Raw genomic sequence first — 21,702 nt, 5'->3', positions numbered from 1 at the left:
AACGCCGGACCGCGTCCGGCGTTCCCCAGGTGCGGAGATCGGCGACCGCCGGTGTCGGAGCCGCTGTGCGGGGCACGGTGGGCGAGAACGGTGGACGAGGCCGCGAGAACGTGGGGACGAGGAGGGGCGCATGGCGACACGGCCGCAGTTGACGGGACGGGCCGCGGTCCTCGCGATCGTGGTGTGCGCGATCGCCATGAGCCTCGCCTACCCCATCAGGGAGTACGTCGCCCAGCGCCGCCAGATCGCCCAGCTGGAGCAGGAGAAGGCCAGGGAGATCGCCGCGATCAAAGCCCTGGACGACCGCCACAAGCAGCTCCTGGACCCCGGTTTCATCAAGCGGCAGGGCAGGGAGCGGCTCTTCTACTGCGACCCCGGGCAGAAGTGCTACGTCGTCATGGGCGAGTCGCCCGCGCCGGGCAGGAACACGGCCGGTGAGCGGCGGGCGGTCGCCAAACCACCGTGGTACGAGACGCTGTGGGACTCGGTCAAGGCCGCCGACAGTGGCACCGGGCAGAAGGCGGCCAGGGCCGCCGGGTGACGCCGATACCCTGGTTGTCATCTTCTTGGGGGTGTCACGAATGGTTGATGACCGCGACGTGGCGGCGGTGGAGCGACAGCTCGGCCGGGCGCCGCGAGGACTGCGAGGGGTGGCGCACCGCTGCCCGTGCGGGCTGCCCGACGTCGTCGAGACCGCACCGAGACTGCCCGACGGATCGCCCTTCCCGACCCTGTTCTACCTCACGTGTCCCAGGGCCGCCTCGGCCATCGGCACGCTGGAGACCTCGGGGATGATGCGGGAGATGCAGGCCAGGCTCGCCGACGATGCGGAGCTGGCCGAGGCCTACCGGGCCGCCCACGAGGACTACGTGGCGCGCCGTGACAAGGCGGCCGCCGCGGACGGCCTGGAGCCGCTGCCCCGCGACATGCAGAGCACCGGGGGCATGCCCACCCGGGTCAAATGCCTGCACGCCCTGGTCGGGCACGAGCTCGCGGTGCCGGGGAGCAACCCCTTCGGCCGTGAGGCCCTTGACGCGCTCGGCGAGTGGTGGGCCGCCGGGCCGTGTGTGGACGTCGAGGACGTAGAGGAGAGCAAGTGATCCGCGTCGCCGCGATCGACTGCGGTACCAACTCCGTCCGCCTGCTCATCGCCGAGGTCGGCAGGGACAGGCTGATCGACGTCGAGCGCCGAATGGAGATCGTCCGGCTGGGGCAGGGGGTCGACGAGACCGGCAGGCTGGCGACGGACGCCCTGGAGCGTACGTTCACCGCCATGCGCGGCTATGCCGAGCTCATCGACCGGCACGCGGCCACCTCGGTCCGTGTGGTCGCCACCAGCGCGACGAGGGACGCCGCAAACCGGCAGGACTTCGTGGACGGCGTACGTGAGATCTTCGGCGTCGAGCCCGAGGTGATCACGGGCGTCGAGGAGGCGGAGCTGTCGTTCGTCGGGGCCACCCGCGAGCTGGTGCGGTTCTCGCCCGAGACGGGACTGCCCGCACCCGAAGGCACCCGCCCCCCGTACCTCGTGGTCGACATCGGCGGCGGCTCGACCGAGTTCGTGCTCGGCTCGACGCATGTGGAGGCCGCGTTCTCCGTTGACATCGGGTGTGTCCGGCTGACCGAGCGCCACCTGCGCGGCGCGGGTGACCCGCCGTCGGCGAAGGCGGTCGAGGCGGTGACCGCCGACATCGACGAGGCGCTCGACCGGGTCGCGGCCGAGGTGCCGGTGGAACGGGCGTTGACGCTGGTCGGGCTTGCCGGTTCCGTCACCACGGTCGCCGGAATAGCGCTCGGGCTGTCTGAATATGATTCGCAGAAAATTCATCATTCGCGAATTACCGCAGGTCAGGTGCATGACATCGCCGGCAGATTGCTTGGAATGACCGTTGAGCAGCGGGCGGCGATTCCCGTCATGCACCCCGGCAGGGTCGACGTGATCGGGGCGGGCGCGCTCATCCTCGACCGGATAGTGACCCGTTACGGTTTCGGCGATGTGGTCGCCAGCGAGCGCGACATCCTCGACGGCATCGCGTGGTCCGTAGCCACCTCATAACAAGACCTAGACAATTCACCCGTTTAGGGAGTATTGAGGAAAGCTTCCCGTTTATGGTTAGGTAAAGAAGCTTTAGTGGGACTTTGCCGTGGGCCCGGCACAGCTTGTTGTCGGGGCGGCAACCGTCTCCAGGGCGAATCTTGCTTCCCAACGAACGGAGCATCCCCTCATGAAGTCCGGACTAGCACGAAAGCTAGCCGCAGCAGGAGCCAGCGCGGCCATGCTGGCAACCATGGCAGTAGGCATGCTGGCCACGCCCGCAGCGGCGGCCAGTGGATCGGGTCAGACGGTCGCGGCCGTCGCCAAGCCGAAGCCGAAGCCCGCGGTGTGGGCGGGCACTCCCAAGGCGTCTCCCTCGAGGTACGAGGGTGAGTGCCCGGTCAAGGTGACCTTCTCCTCGAAGATCAAGGTGAAGGCCGTCAAGGCCAAGACCACCGTCGCCTACCGGTGGTTGCGCGGAGACGGATCCAAGGGCAAGGTCCAGACCTTCACCCTCCGCGGCAAGGGCGTCAAGAGCTTCACCGTCAAGGAGAAGGCGACCTTCAAGGGCGACGTCAAGGGCTGGCAGGCCATCCAGCTCCTGGCTCCGCGTGCCGCCACCTCCGCGAAGGGCTACTTCTCGGTCTCCTGTGGCGCCGGTGAGGACGACCACGAGGTCGTCAGGCCCGGTGTCGGTGCGCAGGTGTGGGTCGACGAGGGTAACTGTCAGGCGACCCTGATCGGTCGGATCAACACCTCCGACTCCCGCTGGGTGCGTTACCAGTGGGTCGTCAACGGCCGCGTCGTCGACCGTGACGCCGTTCGCGTCAACGGTTCGCGCAAGGTCTTCCACGTGATCAAGCCCCATGACGACTTCAGGGGCTGGGCCGCGCTGGAGATCATCGACCCGGTCGAGACCTCGTCCAACCGCGCCTACTTCAAGATCTGGTGCAAGGACACGTCGCCGAGGGTCGAGGCGTCCGTCGACAGCCTGTCGGACTACAAGGGCACCTGCCCGGTGAGCCGTACGTTCACCGGCGCGATCAGCGTCTCGCACGGCGGCACTGTGAAGTACCGCTGGGTCCGCGACGGTGTCGCGGGTGACTGGCAGAACGCCTACTTCAGCGGTCACGGCTCGCAGCGCCAGATCGTGTCCGACACCTGGACCGCCTCGGCGTCCGGCGACGCCAAGCGGGCGATCGAGATCTACGGCGGCCCGACGAGCGGCACCGTGGTGGGTAAGGTCACCTGCGAGCCCGCTCCCGCTCAGACTCCCGCTCCCGACGCGACTCTTCCCGCCTGATGGCCTGACAGTCGCGACAGCGCGCCCGGCGGCTGACGCCGGGACGTGTCCGGAGTGAAACAGGCGGCGTCCGCACCCAGCGGGCGCCGCCTGTCGCCTTTCCTCCCCGGCGGGCCTGCGGGAGGCAAGAGGCCCGGTGGGCTTCACGGTCTCCCGCATCGGGCACCATCGGATTCATGACCTGTGTTCCTCCCGGATCCGGCTGGCCCGGCGATCCCGCCCAGCCCGACACCCCCGTCGCCCACGACCCCGCCGAGGTGCGCGAGCTCGCGGAGAAGAGCGGCAGCCTCGCTGAGCTCACGGCCGCGCAGTCGGTCTGCAGGGCCTGTCCACGCCTGGTGGAGTGGCGCGAGGAGGTGGCGACGGTCAAGAGGCGGGCGTTCGCCGAGGAGACCTACTGGGGCCGGCCCATCGCCGGATGGGGCGCGGAGCGGCCCGAGATCCTGATCGTCGGACTGGCCCCGGCGGCGCACGGCGGCAACAGGACCGGGAGGATCTTCACCGGCGACCGCAGTGGTGACTGGCTGTTCGCCTCGCTGTACCGGACGGGGCTGGCCGTACAGGAGACCAGCCTGCACGCGGGCGACGGGCAGCGGCTCGTCGGCGCGCGGATGGTGGCGGCGGTCCGGTGTGCTCCGCCCGCGAACAGGCCCGAGCCGGCCGAGCGGGCCACCTGCTTCCCCTGGCTGGCCCGTGAGGTCGCCCTGGTCTCGGCGGACGTACGGGTGGTCGTCGCGCTGGGAGGCTTCGCCTGGCAGGCGATCTGGCCCGCGCTGAAGGACGCCGGATACGCCCTGCCCCGGCCGAGGCCGCCCTTCGGGCACGGCGCCGAAGTGGAGATCACCTCCCCCGGGGGAGGTCCCGCGTACCTTCTCGGCTGCTATCACCCCAGCCAGCAGAACACCTTCACCGGCCGGGTGACCGCGCCGATGCTCGACGAGCTCTTCACCAGGGCGAACGCGCTCCGCAACTTGTGAACTCAATCACAATCAGAAGATCGACAGGAATTTTCGCAAGAAGAGGGGATGTTTCTAGCCGTCGGCGGAAATTTCGGATAAGTTGCCAGGCTTGCGGCTGGCGCGACCGGGGTCACGCACGTATGCTTGTGAAAGGTTTCACAAGCCTCGAGACTTAAGGAAGGCGTCGAAGTGGACCGCAACTCCAAGCACATCGTGGTGGTCGGTGGAGGCTATGTCGGCCTTTACACCGTGCTGCGCCTGCAGCACACGCTCCGCAAGGAACTGCGCGAAGGAAGCGTGCGAATCACTGTCCTCACCCCCGAGTCCCACATGACCTACCAGCCCTTCCTGCCCGAGGCGGCCGCCGGAAACCTCTCGCCCCGGCATGTGGTCGTCCCGCTCAGGAGGGTGCTCTCGAAGGCGACGATCCTCAACGGCAAGGTGACCAAGGTCAACCACGCCGCCAAGAGCCTCACCTTCGCGCCCAACGTCGGCACGGCGCACGAGATCGACTACGACATCGTGGTCATGGCCGCGGGCTCGATCTCCCGTACGCTCCCCATTCCGGGCCTGGCCGACGCCGCGATCGGTTTCAAGACCGTCGGCGAGGCGATCGCGCTGCGCAACCGGGTGCTTGAGCTCCTCGACCGGGCCGAGAGCGACGGCGACGAGGCCCTGCGCAAGCGGGCGCTGACGTTCGTCGTGGTCGGCGGCGGCTTCGCGGGCGTCGAGGCGCTCGCGGAGCTGGAGGACATGGCGGTCGACGCCACCCGCTACTACCGCAACATCTCCCGCGAGGACATGCGCTGGGTCCTCGTGGAGGCCACCGACCGCATCCTGCCCGAGGTCGGCCCCGAGATGGGCAAGTGGACCGCCGAGCAGCTGCGCGAGCGCGGCATCGAGGTCAAGATGAACACCCGGCTCGACTCCTGCGAGGGCGGCCTGGTCAAGCTCTCCGACGGCGACGAGTTCGAGTCCGCCACCATCGTGTGGACCGCCGGGGTGAAGCCCAGCCCGGTGGTCAACGCCGGAGACCTGCCCCTCGACGAGCGTGGCCGGATCAAGACGAGCACCCGGCTGACCGTGGTCGGCGTCGAGGACGCCTACGCGGCCGGAGACGTGGCGGGCGTGCCCGACGTGACCAACCCGGGCCAGTACTGCGCGCCCAACGCCCAGCACGCCGTACGGCAGGCCAAGGTCCTCGCCGACAACATCACCCGCAGGCTCCACGGGAAGGAGCAGGTCGACTACCGGCACAGGTATGTCGGCTCCGTCGCGGGGCTGGGCCTGCACAAGGGGGTCGCCAACGTCTACGGGATCAAGCTCCGCGGGCTTGCCGCGTGGTTCATGCACCGCACCTACCATCTGTCGCGGGTGCCCACGATCAACCGCAAGGTCCGGGTGACGGCCGACTGGACCCTGGCGCTCTTCTTCAAGCGCGAGACCGTCTCTCTCGGAGAGATCGAGGAGCCACGTACGGAGTTCCGCGCCGCGGCGACGACCTGAGCCTCTCCGGGGGTGGACACTCGCGTCCACCCCCGGATTCGTCGTTGCCGGCGGTGTGCTATTCCTTGACCGGGTTCCCGAATCCAGGGCGGGTCCGTAGATTTGGAGCAGTGAGTCATGCGACGGTTGGCTTGAGCAGTTACGCATGAGTGGTCCGTTACGTATGATTAGGCGCCCCCGTAGCCCAATGGCAGAGGCAAACCCCTTAAAAGGGTTCGAGTGAGGGTTCGAGTCCCTCCGGGGGTACCGCATTGCCCATTCGACAATCGGTCCGTGACCAGTGCAAATGCGGTCACGGGCCGATTTTTCTTACTGCTTGGGATTCGGTGGGACCCTGGTATAAAATAGTAACCATGGGAAACGAGGCGAACCTGGAGCCGATGCTTCGGGCCAATGGGATCGCCCGGCAAGTGATCGATCACATCGGGGACAAGTGGTCCCTGCTGGTGATCGCGGCCCTGGGGCACGAGGCCCAGCGGTTCTCCCGGCTCAAGGCGCGGATCGAGGGGATCAATCAGCGCATGCTGACCCGGACGTTGCGGGCACTGGAGCGCGACGGCATCGTCGAGCGCAACGTCTATCCGACCTCGCCGCCCAAGGTGGAATACGTGCTCACCCGGATCGGCCGCGACCTCTCGGTCACCGTGACCGGTCTCTGCGAGTGGGCGCGCCGCAACCTCGACGAGGTCGAGGCGTCGCAGCGCCTTTTCGACGAGAGATCGGCGAAGGAGATGTGAGGTCCGGGAACCAGACGCGCCGACCGTTCGTTGGCAACATCGGCGGTAGCCGTACGGTCACTTGAACAACATGGATATCAGCACGATACGGCCGTGTGACAACCGATCTAATACGCTGATCGCGTAGGTCGCAGCGTGGAGGCAGCGATGGAGAGCAAGAACCCCGTATTCAGTCGGCAGGCCAAGGGGAATCAGCAGGGATGGGGCATGCCGACCCCCACCCCTGACCAGCTTCAGGGAATGTACAACACGCCGTCGTACGCGCCGCCCGCACAGCGGACGATGACGATCGACGACGTGGTCGTGCGTGGCTTCATCACGCTCGGCACGCTCGTTGTCTCGGCGGCGGTCGCCTGGGCGCTCAACCTCGGTATGGTCGCGGCGATCGTCGGCGTCATCGTCGGCCTGGTGCTGGCCCTGATCATCTCGTTCAAGCAGAGCACCAACCCCGCGCTGATCCTCGGCTACTCGGTGGCGTACGGCGTCGCCATCGGCGTGATCAGCCACGTTTACAACAACCTGTACAGCGGCATCGTCTTCCAGGCGGTGCTCGGCACGGCCCTGGCGTTCGGTGCCATGCTGACGGTCTACGCGTTGCGCATCATCCGGGTGACGCCGAAGTTCACCAAGTTCGTGGTGGCCGCGGGTCTGGGCCTGATGGGGCTCATGCTCGTCAACCTGCTCGCCGGCTTCTTCATCGAGGACGGCATCGGCATCCGCTCCGGTGGTCCGCTGGCCTACGTGTTCAGCATCGCCGCGATCCTCATCGGCTGCTTCTTCCTGCTGCTGGACTTCGACGAGGTCGAGCGCGGGGTGCGGTCCGGCGCCCCGGAGAAGTACTCGTGGCTGATGGCCTTCGGCCTGACCGTCACCCTGGTCTGGATCTACCTGGAGATCCTGCGCCTGCTGAGCTACTTCTCGAGTAGCGACTGACCGTGACGCCAGGAGGCCCCGCCGGATTCGATCCGGCGGGGCCTTCTTTTTTTCTGAGCGGATGTGTGAGTGAACGGAAGGCAACGGGGGATAGACGAACCGCGACGAGAGAGAGCATCTCGGGGCTTGCCATCTGCGCTTTCGTGATGCACTGTCGAGCAAAGGAGCCTATCCGTGGAGGTGCCCATGTCGTTGAACCACTCAATGGAGACGCAGAGCAAGCTGATCGCAAGGGTCCCGGATATCACGGGACGTGCACTCCCCGAGTGGTTCCGAGCAATCGACAACGGTCCGTCGTTCCTTCGCTGTGATGAGCGCGCCACCTGGCTCGCGGACGAGCACGGGCTGTCCCACGGCTATGCCGCCGCCATAGTGCACGAGCACGAGCGGCACCGCCGTACCCGCCACCTGTAAGTCGACTATCTTCGCCAAGCCCGCGCCACCTTGGTGGTGCGGGCTCTGTCATGTGCGCCATGATGAGCTCATGGATCATGAAAAGGCGCGCGGATTCATCCGCGCCAACCATCGCGCGGTCATGCTGACCTCGCACGCGGACGGACGCCCGCAGCTCTCCCCGGTCACCGTGGGGCTCGACGCGGAGGGGAACCCGATCGTCAGCACCCGGGAGACCGCGGCCAAGGTCCGCAACCTGCGTAGGGACCCGCGACTCTCGCTCTGCGTGACCACCGACGCCTTCTTCGGCGAATGGATCCAGATCGACGGCACCGCGGAGATCATCTCGCTTCCCGAGGCGATGGAGACCCTGGTCTCCTACTACCGCGACATCTCCGGTGAGCACCCCGACTGGGACGACTACCGGGCCGCCATGGAGCGGGACCGACGGGTGATCGTGAAGATCACGATCACCCGTGCCGGCCCCGACGTCCACGGCTGACCGGGGCCTCGGGGATCAGTCCCGGCCCCGGCCTCAGCTGAGGCGTTCCAGGACCATGGCCATGCCCTGACCGCCGCCGACGCACATGGTCTCCAGCCCGATCGACCTGTCGTGGAAGGCGAGGCTGTTGATCAGGGTGGAGGTGATGCGGGCCCCGGTCATCCCGAAGGGATGGCCCACCGCGATGGCGCCGCCGTTGACGTTGAGCCTGTCGATGTCGATGCCGAGATCCTGGTAGGACGGGATGACCTGGGCGGCGAACGCCTCGTTGATCTCGACGAGGTCCACGTCGCCGATGGACATGCCCGCCCTGGCCAGGGCCTGCTTCGAGGCCTCGACAGGGCCCAGGCCCATGATCTCGGGGGACAGGCCGGTCACGCCGGTGGAGACGATCCGGGCGAGCGGGGTGATGCCGAGCTCGGCTGCCCTGGTGTCGCTCATCACGATCACCGCGGCGGCGCCGTCGTTCAGCGCGCAGCAGTTGCCCGCGGTGACCGTGCCGTCGGGCCGGAAGACCGGTTTGAGGGTCGAGACGGCCTCGTAGGTGGTGCCGGCGCGGGGGCCGTCGTCCTTGCTCACCACGGTTCCGTCGGGCAGGGTCACCGGGGTGATGTCCTTCTCCCAGAAGCCGTTGGCGATGGCCTTCTCCGCCAGGTTCTGGGACCGGACGCCGAACTCGTCCTGCTCCTGCCGGGAGACGCCCTTCAGCCCGGCCAGGTTCTCCGCGGTCTGGCCCATCGCCACGTAGATGTCGGGCAGCAGGCCGTCCTCGCGCGGGTCGTGCCAGACCTCACCGCCGCCCTCGGCGGCCCTGGCCGAACGGGCGCGGGCGTCGTCGAACAGCGCGTTCTGCGTGTCGGGCAGCGAGTCCGAGTTGCCCTTGGCGAAGCGGGAGACGCACTCCACACCCGCCGAGACGAACACGTCGCCCTCGCCCGCCTTGATCGCGTGCAGCGCCATCCGGGTGGTCTGCAGGGAGGACGAGCAGTAGCGGGTCACGGTGGTGCCGGGCACGCTGTCCAGACCGAGCAGGGTGGCGACCACTCGGCCGATGTTGAAGCCCTGCTCGCCGCCCGGCAGGCCGCAGCCCAGCATGAGGTCGTCGATCGTGGTCGGGTCGAGTTGAGGGACCTTGGCGAGCGCGGCCTGGATGATCTGTGCTGTCAGGTCATCGGGGCGGATCTCCTTGAGGGACCCCTTGAAGGCGCGTCCGATGGGCGAGCGCGCGGTCGCGACGATGACTGCCTCGGGCATGTGGCTCTCCTGGGTTCGTATCTGCTCCTCCAGCGGAGCGTACCGTGCGGTATGCCCGAAGCCACGCCCAGGGCGGCATTGAAACAGAACTTTGTACTGGATGCACAGTGCCCCGTCCGGGGACGGGGCACTGTCGCGAGTCGACCGCCCTCGCGGGCTGCGGATGTCGCGCCCGGTGCCGGTCTCACACATCGGCCGCGGATGTCAGCCGTACATGCCGGGCGAGGTGCCGTCGCCGTCCTTGATCCCGTGGAGGCCGCCCTTCTCGTCGCGCCACATCCGCCAGCCGTTCTGGCTGCCGGTGAACCAGGCGGGCGGGACGCCCGGGCCGGACACCCGCTTGCCGTCGGCCAGCCTGAACTCGCACAGCGAGGCCACCGAGTAGAACCCGGAGTTCTGGCCCTTGAGCGCGAGCGGTTTGGGATCGGTCGCGCAGAAGGACCAGCCGTGCTCGTCCTTGACATCGGCGTTGCGGCCGGTGGAAAGGTCGAACGTGTTGCCCGGCTTGTCGTGTCGCAGGAAACCGACCTTCTCCATCCGGGGTGGGAAGGCCAGCCACCAGCCGGACTCGGGAACCTGCTCGGCGGAGATCTGGCCGAGCACCCGGCCGCTGTCGGCCTCCAGCCGGGCGAACCCGCCGTACTGGCCCTGCTGGTCGACCGGGCGGACCACCGGTGCGAAGCCGGGGCTGCCGCTGGGATAGACGCGGACCACCGACGGGCGCATCCAGTTGACGGTGCCGTCGGCGAGCTTGACGGAGAACAGGCCGAAGGCCGAGACCTTGCTCGTCTTCGGGTTGGTGTAGGGGGCGACGTACCCGACGAGGTTTCCCGTCGTCGCGCCGAAGGACCAGCCGCCCGACAGGTCGACCCCGGAGCCGAGGGCCTGCTCGACGGGGACCCGCCAGATGACCTTGCCGGTCTTCAGGTCGTGCGACTCCAGGACGGGATGGCGGGCGAGGCGGAGGAAGACCACGCGGGAGGTGTCGGACCACTCGACCTCGGCGATGCCGGGGAGCTTCCACGCGATCCTGCCGGTGACCGGATCGAGCACGACGACGCGGGCGCTCGCGAGCGCGGTGTGCTCGGACACGCACACGAAGGCTCCGCATCGCTGGGGGCCGAAGGTGGAGTGCACCGGGCGGCTCCATCTGCGTGCCCCGGTTCTGGCGTCGAGGCCGACGAGCGTGGCCTTCCAACGCCCCCGCCTGGCGGGGTCGACCGTCACCGCGACGGTCTGCCCGGTGGCGGTCTCGACGATCGCGGGAGCGGGCACCCCCATCCCCGGCAGGCGGCCCGCCATGGTCGAGGGGTGGGACCACAGCTTCCTGCCGGTGGCGAGGTCGACGGCCACCGCCTCAAGCGTGCCGTCCGGCTTCATGGAGGTCGTCATGGCGACGCCATCGGCGACGGTGGTGCGGCTGACCGCGTTCACCTCGGTGTTGTGCCAGGTGGGATGGTCAGGGGTGGCCGCTTCACTGCCGGAGCAGCCGCCCAGGGTCAGAGCTCCGGCGAGCACCAGGGCCGGTTTCGCGAGGGGCCGGATCACGGGTATTCCACTCCAATGCGGGCGAGGCGTTACGGCTTCGCGGCGGAGGGTGACCGTGTTCAGGCGCTGTCGGGCCGCTTTCCCGGCCTCCGGCCGAGCAAGGTCACCCATCGTCCCTGGGGTCCGGTCGCTCGACCGGCGACACGGGTCGCGGAGACCTCGGCGCCGGGCTCCTCCGCGGCCTTGGCCGCCGCGAGGTAGATCGACTCAGCGCGCTGGACGCGAGGTTCGGGCCACAGCTCCAACGCACTGCATACGGAAGGTAGCACTGCGTAAGCTATCTGGAGATAGCCTTGGCTAGATGGGTGATAACGATCAAGGCCGAACATCTCCGACGGGTTCATGTCGAACTCCGGCCCCAGCAGGTCCGCGAAGGCCACGGTCCGCCCGCCCGCCTCGACCACGGCGACGGTCTGCGCGGCGGCCAGCTGGCGGCTCCATCGCCTGGTCACCCAGCGCAGCGGCTGCGCGATCGGCCTGACCGTGCCGAGGTCGGGACAGGTGCCCACGACCACCTCCGCCCCCGCCTCCCGCAGCCGCCGGACCGCTTTCTGCAGGTGTCGTACGGCCTGGGCCGGTATGGTCTGCGAGGTGACGTCGTTGGCGCCGATGAAAATGACCGCGATCTCGGGCCGGGCCTTGAGCGCCTCGTCGACCTGGTCGCCCAGCTCCGCGGAGGTCGCCCCCGACCTGCCCGCCACGGTCAGCCGCACCGGCCGCTCGGCGATCACGGCCAGCCCGTTGGCGATCAGCACGGCGGGTGTCTCCGCGGGGTCCGTGGTACCCAGGCCGACGGAGGTGGAGTCACCGAGCATGGCCATCCGGATCGGCTCGCCGCCGAAGGCCCCGTACACGCCGTCGGAAGGCGGTCCGTCCATGCCGTGCGGGCGGCCGACCGCGCGGCGGGCCACCATAGCCTCGGCCAGCAGCAGCCCGTAGGTCACCGCGCCGAGCAGGGTGACGCTTCCCCCTCCCAGTGCGGCCGCCGCGGCGATGCGACGGGCGGCTCGCGCCGTCCCGGGTGTCCAGATCACGTGACGTTGCTCCCTCCGTACGGGGCGGTAGCGTTGCCTTGGAACATGGTCGAGGTCCCGCCACCCCCATGGGACCACGGCGATCAACACAACAAGCTGACAGAGCTTTGGTATTTCGAGGTGATATCCCGGTGCGCGTACATGACTCGCTCGTCGAACTGATGGGCAACACCCCTCTCGTCCGGCTGCAGAAGGTGACGGAGGGTATTTCCGCCCAGGTGCTGGCGAAGGTGGAGTATTTCAACCCAGGCGGTTCGGTGAAGGACCGCATCGCGGTGCGGATGATCGACGCCGCCGAGAAGTCGGGCGAGTTGCGGCCGGGGGGCACGATCGTGGAGCCCACCTCGGGCAACACCGGAATCGGCCTGGCCATCGTGGCGCAGCAGCGGGGGTACAAGTGCCTGTTCGTGGTGCCGGACAAGGTGGCCCAGGACAAGATCGCGGTGCTGCGCGCCTACGGTGCCGAGGTCGTGGTCTGCCCGACGGCGGTCTCTCCCGAGCACCCCGACTCCTACTACTCCGTCTCCGACCGGCTGGCCAAGGAGACGCCGAACGCCTGGAAGCCGGACCAGTACTCCAACCCGAACAACCCGGAGAGCCACTACCACTCCACGGGCCCGGAGATCTGGGAGCAGACCGAGGGCCGGATCACCCACTTCGTGGCGGGCGTCGGCACCGGTGGCACGATCAGCGGCACCGGCCGCTATCTCAAGGAGGTCTCCGGCGGCCGAGTTAAGATCATCGGCGCCGACCCGGAGGGCTCGGTCTACTCCGGCGGCACCGGGCGGCCGTACCTGGTGGAGGGCGTCGGCGAGGACATCTGGCCGGCCACCTACGACACCACGATCTGCGACGAGATCATCGCGGTCTCCGACAAGGACTCCTTCGGCATGACCCGCCGCCTGGCCCGTGAGGAGGCGCTGCTGGTGGGCGGCTCCTGCGGCATGGCGACGGTGGCGGCGCTGCGGGTGGCCTCGCAGGCCGGCCCTGACGACGTGGTCGTGGTGCTGCTGCCCGACGGTGGCCGTGGCTACCTTTCGAAGATCTTCAACGACGAGTGGATGGCCGACTACGGCTTCCTGACCACCTACAGCGACGAGGGCCTGGTCAAGGACGTGCTGACCCGCAAGAACTCCGGTATGCCGGAGTTCGTGCACACCCACCCGTACGAGTCGGTCGACACGGCCATCTCGATCATGCGCGAGTACGGCGTGTCGCAGCTTCCGGTGATGAAGGAGGAGCCGCCGGTCATGGCCGCCGAGGTGGTCGGCTCGATCCTGGAGCGAGACCTGCTGGACGCCCTGTACCGCGGCCGGGTGCGGCCGACCGACCCGCTGGCGGCCCACATGTCGCAGCCGCTGCCGACGCTCGGCGCGGGGGAGCCGATCTCCATCGCCGTCGAGGCGCTGGAGAAGGCCGACGCCGCGGTCGTCCTCGACAACGGCAAGCCCGTCGGGCTGCTCACCCGCCAGGACCTGCTGGCCTTCCTCGCCAACCACTGAGCTCGCCGACCACTGAGCTCGCCAATCACTGAGACCGCCCGAACGCCGGCCGGGAGACCCCGGTCGGGGTTCGGAGCGTCCCTGCGGGTCAGAGGGGGAACTCGGCCGCCACCTCCCAGGCACCGGAATAGGTGGGCCCGGCCACGAGCCTGCCGCCGAGCGCCTCGACGCGCTCGGCCATGCCCACCAGGCCGAAGCCGCCGCCGAGGTGGGAGATCCTGACATCGGACGCCGAGCCGTAGTTGCGCACCCGCAGCCGCACGGCGTCCCCGGCCGTGTTCTCCCGGTTCCCCGGCTCCCAGCCGTTCCCCGCGCGCCTGCTCTCGGCCCAGGCGCGCAGGTCGGAGCCGTCGGTCAGCCTCAGGTCCGCCTCGACCCAGCCGGTGCCGGGAGCATGCCGGCGGACGTTGGTCAGCGACTCCTGGAGGACCCGGTGGAGGGTGGTCATCACCTCCGGGGCCACGGTGCCGTCGGTGATGCCCTGACCGATGTCGAAGGCGACCTGGGGGCCGGTGGCGGAGAAACGCTCGACCATGGTGCGCATGTCCATGAGCGTGCTGCCCGGTGAGCGGGTGGCCTCGTCCTGCGCGCGGAGCACGCTGACCAGGCGGCGCATCGAGGTCAGCGCGTCGGCCCCGGCGCCGGCGATCGCCTCCAGGGAGGGGATCACGGCCTCCGGCTTCCGCTCGGCGACGACCTTGGCGGCCTGCGCCTGCACCACGATCCCGGTGATGTGGTGGGCGACCAGGTCGTGCAGCTCCCTGGCCAGCTCCAGGCGCTCGGCCCGCCGTACCGATTCCACGGCCTCCCTGCGGCGCTCCTGCTGGAAGCGGAGGTAGGCGCCGATACCGGCGGCGAACGACCAGCTCACGAAGAGCAGGAAGCCGGTGACCACACTGGCGGTCGTCTCGTTCAGGCGTGCACAGGAGGCCTCCAGCACGACCATCGCCGCCAGCGAGAACAGCGCGGCCCGCCGCACCGGCTCGATCGCGCGCAGCCCGCCGACGGTGAGGACCAGCAGCGTTCCGATCTCGGCCAGGCCGGGTCCGCCGTTACCCCCGGCGACGCCGACGGCCAGGCTGCACAGGAACGACACCGTCAGCAGGGCGACGAACCCGCCGACCCGCAGGCGGCGGCGCCACAGCACCGCCGCGACGCCCAGCACACCGCACACCAGAACCGGCCACATCGCCTCCCCGCCCGCGCTCGCCATGATCAGAACGTCGAGCAGCAGGAGCAGGAGGAGCCAGCCGATCAACGCGATCTCGCTGAGCCTTTTGACCCAGTAGACGAGCCGGTTCGTTTCCCCCACGGTCCCAGAGCCTAAACCTGAAGGGGGAGGTGGCGTATCGGCCGTTCGGCTGAGCCGTCCCGGTTCGAACCGGCCCTTCAGCGGAGGCGGTGCCGGGGCGGCCGCACCGATGCTTGAGACGTCGAAGGGGGAGAGGGAAATGACTGTCGTCGGAATTCTGCTGCCGGTCGTCGGCCTGCTGGTCGGCGTCGCCCTGACGCTCGCCGACCCGGTCCTGCTCTCGCGGATCACCGGGGAGCGCGCCGAGGGAGTCACGAAGGGCGGTGCGTAACGGTTGTCCGTGCTCCTCAGGGGGCGGAGTGGTTGTCCGTGCTCCTCAGTGGGGGAGTGCGCCGAGGGAGTCGCGGAGGGCGGTGCGGAGTGGTTGTCCGTGCTCTGTGGGCGCCGATGTTGCGAGTAGCGTTGACCCCATGAACCAAGGATTCGAGACGCTGGCCATCCACGCAGGTCAGGAACCCGACCCCTACACCGGGGCGGTGGTTCCGCCGATCTACGCGGTGTCCACCTACAAGCAGGACGGCGTGGGCGGTCTGCGCGCCGGATATGAGTACAGCCGGTCGGCCAACCCGACCAGGACGGCGCTGGAAGAGGCCATGGCCGCGGTCGAGGGCGGCAGCCGCGGTCTGGCCTTCGCCTCGGGACTGGCGGCCGAGGACACGGTGCTCCGCACGATCTGCAAGCCGGGCGACCATGTCATCATCCCGAACGACGCCTACGGGGGCACCTACCGTCTGTTCGCCAAGGTGCACGAGCGCTGGGGGCTGCACTACGACCCGGTGCCGCTGGGCGACCTGGCGGCGGTGGCGGCCGCGGTGACCCAGAAGACCAGGATCATCTGGGTGGAGACGCCCACCAACCCGCTGCTCGGCATCGCGGACATCGCGGCCCTGGCCCAGCTCGCGCGCGACTGCGGCGCGTTGCTGGTGGTGGACAACACCTTCGCCTCCCCGTACCTGCAGCAGCCGCTGGCGCTGGGCGCGGACGTCGTCGTGCACTCCACCACCAAGTACGTGGGCGGCCACTCCGACGTGGTCGGCGGCGCGCTCGTCGCACGCGACGCCGGGCTGGGCGAGGAACTCGCGTACCACCAGAACGCGATGGGCGCGGTGGCCGGGCCGTTCGACGCCTGGCTGACGCTGCGCGGTCTCAAGACGCTCGGGGTGCGGATGGACCGCCACTGCGCGAACGCCGAGCGGGTGGTGGATCTGCTACTCGCCCATCCGCGGGTCACCTCGGTGCTCTATCCGGGCCTGGCCGATCACCCCGGTCACGAGGTGGCGGCCAAGCAGATGAGGCGCTTCGGCGGCATGGTCTCCTTCCGGATGGCCGGGGGGGAGGCCGAGGCGGTCGAGGTGTGCGACCGGACCAGGCTGTTCACCCTGGGCGAGTCGCTCGGCGGTGTGGAGTCGCTGATCGAGCACCCCGGCCGGATGACCCACGCCTCCGTGGCGGGCTCGCCGCTGGAGGTCCCCGGTGACCTGGTCCGCCTGTCGGTCGGCATCGAGTCGATCGACGATCTCCTCGCCGACCTCACCCAGGCGCTGGGGTAGGAGCGCGGGCGTGCTCAGGCCGGGTTGAACCAGACCATCAGCGCCAGGATGACGATCCAGATCAGCACGATCACGCCGGAGAACGCGGCGATCCGGCCGACCTGAACCTTGGCGTCGTCCTCCGGGCTCTCGCTGGAGAGGACCCGGATGGCGGCGCCCTGGTCGCGGGCCACCATGAACAGCAGTCCCAAGGTGACGATGAAGAGCGTCATGGAGACCGACAGGTAAGGCCTGCCGAGGAACTCGCGGCCCAGCAACAGGCCGAACAGGAAGATCCCCAGGGAGGCGAAGCCGTAGATACGGGTGGTCTTGTGCAGGTAGCGCAGGACGTCGACGTTCTTGGCACGGATGAATCTGGGAGTGGACATGATGGCGGCGGTCACCGGGCCCAGGGCGAAGATCGAAAAGCCGATGTGCAGCCAGAGCAGCAGGTCTGTCATGCGCCAGACATTAGTCTTCGCCGATCTCTTCTGGGTACGGCTCGCTTGGCCGTCACCGACCTGCAGTGATCTTTTGAAGGAGGTTCCGGTGCGGCGGGCGGGCGGGTCCCGGCCCCTTGGTCATCCCACGGGTGCCGTGAAGACCGGGTCGGCCTGACATCCGGGGGATGTCACTCGCCGTCGATGGTGTCGTGCCTGTCCCGGCCGTGCGGGACCATGCACAACTCGAAGCAGACGCAGACAATGAGCATCAGTGCCACGAGAGTTCCCGCGAGCATCGGACTCATTCCTCCCCCTTGAATTGGTGAACTTTCTTTACTTGGGTAGACGGCGGCAGTCCCGAAGACGTTGTTACGGAAGGGTCACGGTTTGCGGGGTGGCCGATCTTCGAATCCTGCTCTGAGCACACCCGGGGATGAGTAGGATCGAAAGAGCCCGTTCCCGTGTGATGAGACCGGCGGCGAAGTCGTGGTCGTGCCGGGCGGGCCTTCCAGCGAACAGAGATAAGACGGCACGAAGGAGTGCCAGCCGTGGCTGTCAAACACGTTGAGCCGTACACCGAGGAGTGGCGGGACCAGCCGGCCCACTATGCCGGCCTCGTCGTCGAAGCCCTGGGTGACCAGGTCGAGAGCTGGTGGCAGGGGCCCTGTGACCCGCGCACCGTCACCGTCCGCCTGGCCGGAGGCGACGCGCTGGTCTGGGACGAGGAGAGCGGCTGGCGCCGTGGCCGCTACGCGAGCGGTGACCCGGGCACCCCCACGGTCCTCGCCGACGATCGCTATCTCGGCGGCGGCCTCCTGCTCTCTCCCCGGCGGATCCCCTCCGCGATCGCCGACGCCCGCGCGGGTGTCGGCAACAGCACGGCGTGGCGTCCCTGCTACCGCTCCTACCGCCACTACCACGACGGCTTCGACCTGGCGCTCGACGGCTACGCCGACTTCTGGGCCCTCAGGTAGGCCGGGGACCCGTCAGCGCGTGCGGCGGGCCCGCAGGAAGTCGCTGACGACGTACTCTCCCAGGCGGTCGGCGCCGGGAGAGAAGACCCGGCCGCCGTTGCGTCGCCCGACCTCGTTCACGAAATCCTTCAGACGCTCGTCATCGGCGAGCATGAAGACGTTGAGCGTCGCCCTGCGCCGGGTCATCTTGTCGACCTCGGCGAGCGTCAGCTCCAGCGTCTCCTGGGTGGGCGGCCACTCGAAGGCCGCCGAGCCGTTGCGCCGCAGGTGGGCGGTGGGCTCACCATCGGTGACCACGAGCACGACCGGCTCGAAGTCGGGGTGGCGGTCCAGGTGGCGCCCGGCGATCAGCAGGGCGTGGTGCAGGTTCGTCCCCTGGACCATGTCCCACTCCAGGCCCGCCAGCTCGTCGGGCTGCAGCACGCGGGCGTAGTTGGAGAAGCCGATGATCTGCACCGAGTCCTGCGGGAACTTCGAGGCCACCAGCGCCTGCAGCGCCATCGCCGTCTGCTTGGCGGCTGCCCAGGTGCCGCGGAGCGCCATCGAATAGGACAGGTCGACCAGCAGGCAGACGGCCGCCGCCGTACGCCGCTCGGTCTCGGCCACCTCGAAGTCGTCGACGGACAGGGTCACCGCGCCGGTGCTCCCTCCGCGCCGGACGCCGTTGATCACCGTGCGGACCACGTCGATCGGCTGCTCGTCGCCGAACCGCCAGGGCCGTGAGGAGCCGGTGAGCTCACCGGCCGAGCCGGCGTCCACCTGGTCGTGATCGCCGCGGCGTCCGCTCTCCAGGGAGGCGAAGACGCGGCGCAGCGCGGTCTCCCCCAGGCGCCTGACGGCCTTCGGGGTGAGCTCCAGCTTGCCGCGCCGGCGCAGCAGGTAGCCCTGCTGCTCCAGCTCGCGCTCGACCTGCCTGAGCGCCTGCAGGTCGTCGACGGCCGCCCGGCCGAGGGCACGCCGGATCGCGGCCTCGTCGATGTCGTCCATCCGGGCGCCGGGGTAGTCCTGGCGGAGCGCGGCCTCCAGCTGGGTCAGGTCGGCGAGCTCGTCCAGCGCGCTCACCGCGTCGGACATCCCCATCGGCTCGTCGCCGCTCAGCCGCTCCGGGGTGTTCCAGGCGAGGTCGGGGCGGCGGGCGTACAGGGACTCGCCCAGGCGGCGCATCTGCTCGTCCAGCCCGGCCTGGGCGAGCGTCTGCTCGATCAGCCGGCCCAGTTCCTCGCGCTGGGCCGGGGTCAGGGAGGCCAGCAGGCGCTGGGTGGCCGCGGCCCGCCGGGCGAGGGTGTCGACCAGCTCCTCCAGGTTCCGCGGCGACTCCGGAAACATGTCCCCATATTTCGACATGAACTGCTCGAAATCAGCCTGAGTGTGCTCGCCACGGGCATCCCGGTCGAGCATGTCGTTCAGGTCGGACATCATCTCCCTGACCCGCTCCATGGCGGCGGGGTCGGGATTGGCCAGGGCCTGCCGCATGCCGCGGAACTGGCTGTCGAGCACCTCCCCGCGCAGCAGGTCGCGCAGTTCCTCGAAGGTCTGCCTGGCGGCGGCCGAGCGCCACTGGTAGTCCCCCAGTTCCCGGATGGCGCTCGCCGTGTCGTCGGGGAGAGCGGCCAGCTCCGCCTCACGCAGCCTGGCCTCGTCCGAGGGGTCGGGGAACAGCTCGGCCCGCTCCTGGCCGATCGCCTTGTCCAGCAGTGCCCTGGCCCGCTCCAGCGTGCCGTCCAGGCGCCCGCGCTCGCGCAGCTCCCGGCGCCGGCGCCGCACCTCGCGGAGCAGATCGTCCAGCCCGCGCCGATTCTGCGCGCCCGGCAGGCCCTCCTTGAGCAGGTCCCGCAGGGCGTGGGCGGGGTTGGAACCGGACAGGATCGCGTCGCCCATCCGGTCCAGCGCCGAACGGACGTCGTACGGAGGGGCGAGCGGGTCGGGCCCGTCCCGGTATTCGCCATAGCGATAGCTCATGCCAGACACCTCAGGTGCGGTAGGTCGTCGTGCCGTCCACCTCGTCCTTGGAGAGCCGACGCAGGAGGTACAGGCCCTCCAGGGCGAACTCCAGTGCGGCGGCGGCGTGGCCGGGCGACTCGTCGCCGATGCCGAGCTGGGACATGATCTTCGCCAGGCCCTGCACCGGGCCGATCCTGCGCAGCAGCTCGGCCGCCGGGACCGTCACCCCCGACTCGACCTGGACGCCCTCTGCGAACCTGTCCAGCAGCGGGGCCAGGTCCGTGCCGCCGAGCGTGCCGCGGAACGTCTCGGCCACCGCCCTGCGAAGCAGGTGCGAGAGCACCTCGGTCTCCCGGCCCTCCTCGCTGACCTCGAACTCCACCTTGCCGCGGAGCGTGTGCACGATCCCCGGCAGGTCGGCGACCCTGGCCACCGCGTGGTCCTCGCCGGTCAGCGCCGCACGCCGGACGGCTGAGGCGGCCGCGGTCTCGGCCGCGGCGATGGAGAAGCGTGCCGAGACGCCCGAGCGCGCGTCCACGGCGGTGGACTCGCGGACCAGCCGGGTGAAGCGGGAGATCACCTCGATCAGATGGTCGGGCAGGTCGGCGCCCACCTGGTCGAGAGCGGCCTCCTGACGGATCAGCACCAGCTCGGTCTCGATCGAGAGCGGGTAGTGGGTGCGGATCTCGGCGCCGAAACGGTCCTTCAGCGGGGTGATGATCCGGCCGCGATTGGTGTAGTCCTCGGGGTTGGCGCTGGCGATCAGCAGGATGTCCAGGGGCAGGCGCAGGTTGTAGCCCCTGACCTGGATGTCGCGCTCCTCCAGCACGTTGAGCAGCGAGACCTGGATGCGCTCGGCCAGGTCGGGCAGCTCGTTGACGGAGAACACGCCCCGGTTGCTCCTGGGGACCAGGCCGTAGTGGACGGTCTCCGGGTCGCCGAGCGTGCGCCCCTCAGCGATCTTGATCGGATCGATGTCGCCGATCAGGTCGCCGACGGAGGTGTCCGGGGTGGCGAGTTTCTCGCCGTACCGCTCGTCCCGGTGTTTCCAGGAGATCGGCAGTTCCTCACCCGCCTCGTCGGCCAGGCGGCGGCAGCGGACGCACGAGGGCCGGTAGGGATGGTCGTTGATCTCGCAGCCCTCGACGACGGGGGTCCACTCGTCGAGGAGCCCGGTCACGGTGCGGATCAACCGGGTCTTGCCCTGGCCACGCTCACCGAGCAGGACCAGATCATGCCCGGCGAGCAGCGCCCGCTCCAGGTATGGCAGGACGGTGTCGTCGAAGCCCACGATGCCGGGGAACCGCGACTCTCCTGCCCGCAGGCGGGCCAGGAGGTTCTCACGGATCTCTGCCTTTACCGTACGGTGAATATGGCCGCTCGTGCGCAGCTCGCGCAGAGTACGTGGCTCTGGGATTTGAGGCACGGGATCGAGCCTACGTCCACAACACCCGATCCGGCACGCTCATCCCTCTTTCGGATCTTGACTATTGTGTGGGGCTTGACACGAGTGCTTGTGTCGGCAGTGGGGAGAATCGCTCCAAGACAAGACACCGGATGACTTCAGGATCAAGCGTCAGGACGGCCTCGGAGGGGGACGTCAGAGGGTTCCGGCATTCACGAACTTCACGGCGAGCTTCGGGCGAGACCACGGTCACTCCCGGGCGAGCCGTCAGACAAGAGGGAGAGGCGAGACGAGTGGCGCTGATGACGAGCCGTTTCGCCGATGGCCTCGCGGTGGGGTCCGATCTGGTCGCCGCAGCCGAGACCGCGGTGCGCCAAGCTCTGTCCGGTCTG

Annotated in this window: 21 protein-coding genes and 1 tRNA gene; 15 read left to right on the top strand and 7 right to left on the bottom strand. The window is 69.0% G+C overall.

All coding sequences use genetic code 11. From position 1 onward, the window contains the following. Window positions 1-130 precede the first annotated feature (130 nt). From ABZ260_RS06990 to ABZ260_RS06940, 11 genes are all read left to right on the top strand, one after another. Window positions 131-541 carry a septum formation initiator family protein gene (locus ABZ260_RS06990; protein ID WP_350926780.1) on the top strand — a complete coding sequence of 137 codons (411 nt, stop codon included), beginning with the start codon at window positions 131-133 and terminating at the stop codon, window positions 539-541. Window positions 542-581: 40 nt separating this feature from the next. Next, the gene (locus ABZ260_RS06985) at window positions 582-1,100 is read left to right on the top strand and encodes a DUF501 domain-containing protein (RefSeq protein ID WP_355560003.1); all 519 of its coding nucleotides are present in this window, start codon (window positions 582-584) and stop codon (window positions 1,098-1,100) included. Further along, window positions 1,097-2,056 carry a Ppx/GppA phosphatase family protein gene (locus ABZ260_RS06980; protein ID WP_355613795.1) on the top strand — a complete coding sequence of 320 codons (960 nt, stop codon included), beginning with the start codon at window positions 1,097-1,099 and terminating at the stop codon, window positions 2,054-2,056. Before ABZ260_RS06985 ends, ABZ260_RS06980 begins: the two co-directional genes overlap by 4 nt. Before the next feature lie 232 nt (window positions 2,057-2,288). After that, window positions 2,289-3,338 (top strand): hypothetical protein, encoded by a 1,050-nt coding sequence (locus ABZ260_RS06975; RefSeq protein WP_355613793.1) that lies wholly within the window; start codon window positions 2,289-2,291, stop codon window positions 3,336-3,338. 176 nt (window positions 3,339-3,514) lie between these two features. After that, window positions 3,515-4,315, top strand: coding sequence for a uracil-DNA glycosylase (locus ABZ260_RS06970; protein ID WP_355613791.1), 801 nt, complete (start codon window positions 3,515-3,517; stop codon window positions 4,313-4,315). 171 nt (window positions 4,316-4,486) lie between these two features. Then, window positions 4,487-5,803: an FAD-dependent oxidoreductase gene (locus ABZ260_RS06965; protein WP_355613789.1), complete on the top strand. Its 1,317-nt coding sequence runs from the start codon at window positions 4,487-4,489 to the stop codon at window positions 5,801-5,803. A 173-nt stretch (window positions 5,804-5,976) separates the two neighbouring features. Further along, window positions 5,977-6,049 (top strand) — tRNA-Leu (locus ABZ260_RS06960). Between the two features lie 107 nt (window positions 6,050-6,156). Then, window positions 6,157-6,540, top strand: coding sequence for a helix-turn-helix domain-containing protein (locus ABZ260_RS06955; protein WP_350926768.1), 384 nt, complete (start codon window positions 6,157-6,159; stop codon window positions 6,538-6,540). Window positions 6,541-6,687: 147 nt separating this feature from the next. Next, entirely contained in the window at window positions 6,688-7,473 is a 786-nt protein-coding gene (locus tag ABZ260_RS06950; protein WP_355613787.1) for a Bax inhibitor-1/YccA family protein, read from the top strand. A 186-nt stretch (window positions 7,474-7,659) separates the two neighbouring features. Continuing rightward, on the top strand, window positions 7,660-7,887 hold the full coding sequence (locus tag ABZ260_RS06945; protein ID WP_350926868.1) for a DUF4287 domain-containing protein: 228 nt from the start codon (window positions 7,660-7,662) through the stop codon (window positions 7,885-7,887). 70 nt (window positions 7,888-7,957) lie between these two features. Next, window positions 7,958-8,368: a PPOX class F420-dependent oxidoreductase gene (locus ABZ260_RS06940; RefSeq protein WP_350926764.1), complete on the top strand. Its 411-nt coding sequence runs from the start codon at window positions 7,958-7,960 to the stop codon at window positions 8,366-8,368. 33 nt (window positions 8,369-8,401) lie between these two features. Here the strand turns inward: ABZ260_RS06940 and ABZ260_RS06935 are convergent, their stop codons facing one another. The 3 genes from ABZ260_RS06935 to ABZ260_RS06925 form a co-directional block, all read right to left on the bottom strand. After that, window positions 8,402-9,622, bottom strand: a complete 1,221-nt coding sequence (locus ABZ260_RS06935) for an acetyl-CoA C-acetyltransferase (protein ID WP_355559986.1) — start codon at window positions 9,620-9,622, stop codon at window positions 8,402-8,404. Between the two features lie 204 nt (window positions 9,623-9,826). Next, window positions 9,827-11,170 carry a PQQ-binding-like beta-propeller repeat protein gene (locus tag ABZ260_RS06930; RefSeq protein WP_355559983.1) on the bottom strand — a complete coding sequence of 448 codons (1,344 nt, stop codon included), beginning with the start codon at window positions 11,168-11,170 and terminating at the stop codon, window positions 9,827-9,829. Window positions 11,171-11,229: 59 nt separating this feature from the next. Then, the gene (locus ABZ260_RS06925; protein ID WP_355613785.1) at window positions 11,230-12,204 is read right to left on the bottom strand and encodes an SGNH/GDSL hydrolase family protein; all 975 of its coding nucleotides are present in this window, start codon (window positions 12,202-12,204) and stop codon (window positions 11,230-11,232) included. A 131-nt stretch (window positions 12,205-12,335) separates the two neighbouring features. Here ABZ260_RS06925 and ABZ260_RS06920 point away from each other — a divergent pair, with 131 nt between their 5' ends. Further along, window positions 12,336-13,706, top strand: a complete 1,371-nt coding sequence (locus tag ABZ260_RS06920) for a cystathionine beta-synthase (protein WP_355559978.1) — start codon at window positions 12,336-12,338, stop codon at window positions 13,704-13,706. An 88-nt stretch (window positions 13,707-13,794) separates the two neighbouring features. Here the strand turns inward: ABZ260_RS06920 and ABZ260_RS06915 are convergent, their stop codons facing one another. Continuing rightward, window positions 13,795-15,018 (bottom strand): histidine kinase, encoded by a 1,224-nt coding sequence (locus ABZ260_RS06915; RefSeq protein WP_355613783.1) that lies wholly within the window; start codon window positions 15,016-15,018, stop codon window positions 13,795-13,797. A gap of 139 nt (window positions 15,019-15,157) precedes the next feature. On the opposite strand from ABZ260_RS06915, the gene ABZ260_RS06910 reads away from it, so the two are divergent. Then, complete coding sequence (locus ABZ260_RS06910) at window positions 15,158-15,289, top strand: hypothetical protein (RefSeq protein ID WP_355613781.1); 132 nt, start codon at window positions 15,158-15,160, stop codon at window positions 15,287-15,289. 139 nt (window positions 15,290-15,428) lie between these two features. Next, window positions 15,429-16,568, top strand: coding sequence for a cystathionine gamma-synthase (locus ABZ260_RS06905; RefSeq protein ID WP_355613779.1), 1,140 nt, complete (start codon window positions 15,429-15,431; stop codon window positions 16,566-16,568). Between the two features lie 14 nt (window positions 16,569-16,582). Here ABZ260_RS06905 and ABZ260_RS06900 read toward each other — a convergent pair whose 3' ends face one another. Then, a complete protein-coding gene (locus ABZ260_RS06900) occupies window positions 16,583-17,008 on the bottom strand; it encodes a hypothetical protein (RefSeq protein WP_355613777.1) in 426 nt (141 codons plus the stop codon). 530 nt (window positions 17,009-17,538) lie between these two features. On the opposite strand from ABZ260_RS06900, the gene ABZ260_RS06895 reads away from it, so the two are divergent. Next, the gene (locus tag ABZ260_RS06895; RefSeq protein WP_355613775.1) at window positions 17,539-17,964 is read left to right on the top strand and encodes a DUF6292 family protein; all 426 of its coding nucleotides are present in this window, start codon (window positions 17,539-17,541) and stop codon (window positions 17,962-17,964) included. Between the two features lie 12 nt (window positions 17,965-17,976). On the opposite strand, the gene ABZ260_RS06890 is transcribed toward ABZ260_RS06895, so the two are convergent. Next, a complete protein-coding gene (locus ABZ260_RS06890) occupies window positions 17,977-19,923 on the bottom strand; it encodes a hypothetical protein (protein ID WP_350926744.1) in 1,947 nt (648 codons plus the stop codon). A 10-nt stretch (window positions 19,924-19,933) separates the two neighbouring features. Further along, a complete protein-coding gene (locus ABZ260_RS06885; RefSeq protein WP_355613773.1) occupies window positions 19,934-21,331 on the bottom strand; it encodes a sigma 54-interacting transcriptional regulator in 1,398 nt (465 codons plus the stop codon). Window positions 21,332-21,702: the final 371 nt, after the last annotated feature.

The sequence above is a fragment of the Streptosporangium sp. NPDC006013 genome, assembly GCF_040614275.1.
In the GTDB taxonomy this organism is placed as follows: Bacteria; Actinomycetota; Actinomycetes; order Streptosporangiales; family Streptosporangiaceae; genus Streptosporangium.
This window is presented reverse-complemented; position numbering and strand designations above follow the sequence as displayed.

Bases quoted from the DNA above. Each gene is read 5' to 3' on its own strand.
- ABZ260_RS06940 (WP_350926764.1), top strand. From the start codon at position 7,958: ATGGATCATGAAAAGGCGCGCGGATTCATCCGCGCCAACCATCGCGCG.
- ABZ260_RS06890 (WP_350926744.1), bottom strand. From the start codon at position 19,923: ATGAGCTATCGCTATGGCGAATACCGGGACGGGCCCGACCCGCTCGCC.
- ABZ260_RS06950 (WP_355613787.1), top strand. From the start codon at position 6,688: ATGGAGAGCAAGAACCCCGTATTCAGTCGGCAGGCCAAGGGGAATCAG.
- ABZ260_RS06935 (WP_355559986.1), bottom strand. From the start codon at position 9,622: ATGCCCGAGGCAGTCATCGTCGCGACCGCGCGCTCGCCCATCGGACGC.
- ABZ260_RS06910 (WP_355613781.1), top strand. From the start codon at position 15,158: ATGACTGTCGTCGGAATTCTGCTGCCGGTCGTCGGCCTGCTGGTCGGC.
- ABZ260_RS06970 (WP_355613791.1), top strand. From the start codon at position 3,515: ATGACCTGTGTTCCTCCCGGATCCGGCTGGCCCGGCGATCCCGCCCAG.
- ABZ260_RS06975 (WP_355613793.1), top strand. From the start codon at position 2,289: ATGGCAGTAGGCATGCTGGCCACGCCCGCAGCGGCGGCCAGTGGATCG.
- ABZ260_RS06900 (WP_355613777.1), bottom strand. From the start codon at position 17,008: ATGACAGACCTGCTGCTCTGGCTGCACATCGGCTTTTCGATCTTCGCC.
- ABZ260_RS06955 (WP_350926768.1), top strand. From the start codon at position 6,157: ATGGGAAACGAGGCGAACCTGGAGCCGATGCTTCGGGCCAATGGGATC.
- ABZ260_RS06945 (WP_350926868.1), top strand. From the start codon at position 7,660: ATGTCGTTGAACCACTCAATGGAGACGCAGAGCAAGCTGATCGCAAGG.
- ABZ260_RS06985 (WP_355560003.1), top strand. From the start codon at position 582: ATGGTTGATGACCGCGACGTGGCGGCGGTGGAGCGACAGCTCGGCCGG.
- ABZ260_RS06990 (WP_350926780.1), top strand. From the start codon at position 131: ATGGCGACACGGCCGCAGTTGACGGGACGGGCCGCGGTCCTCGCGATC.
- ABZ260_RS06905 (WP_355613779.1), top strand. From the start codon at position 15,429: ATGAACCAAGGATTCGAGACGCTGGCCATCCACGCAGGTCAGGAACCC.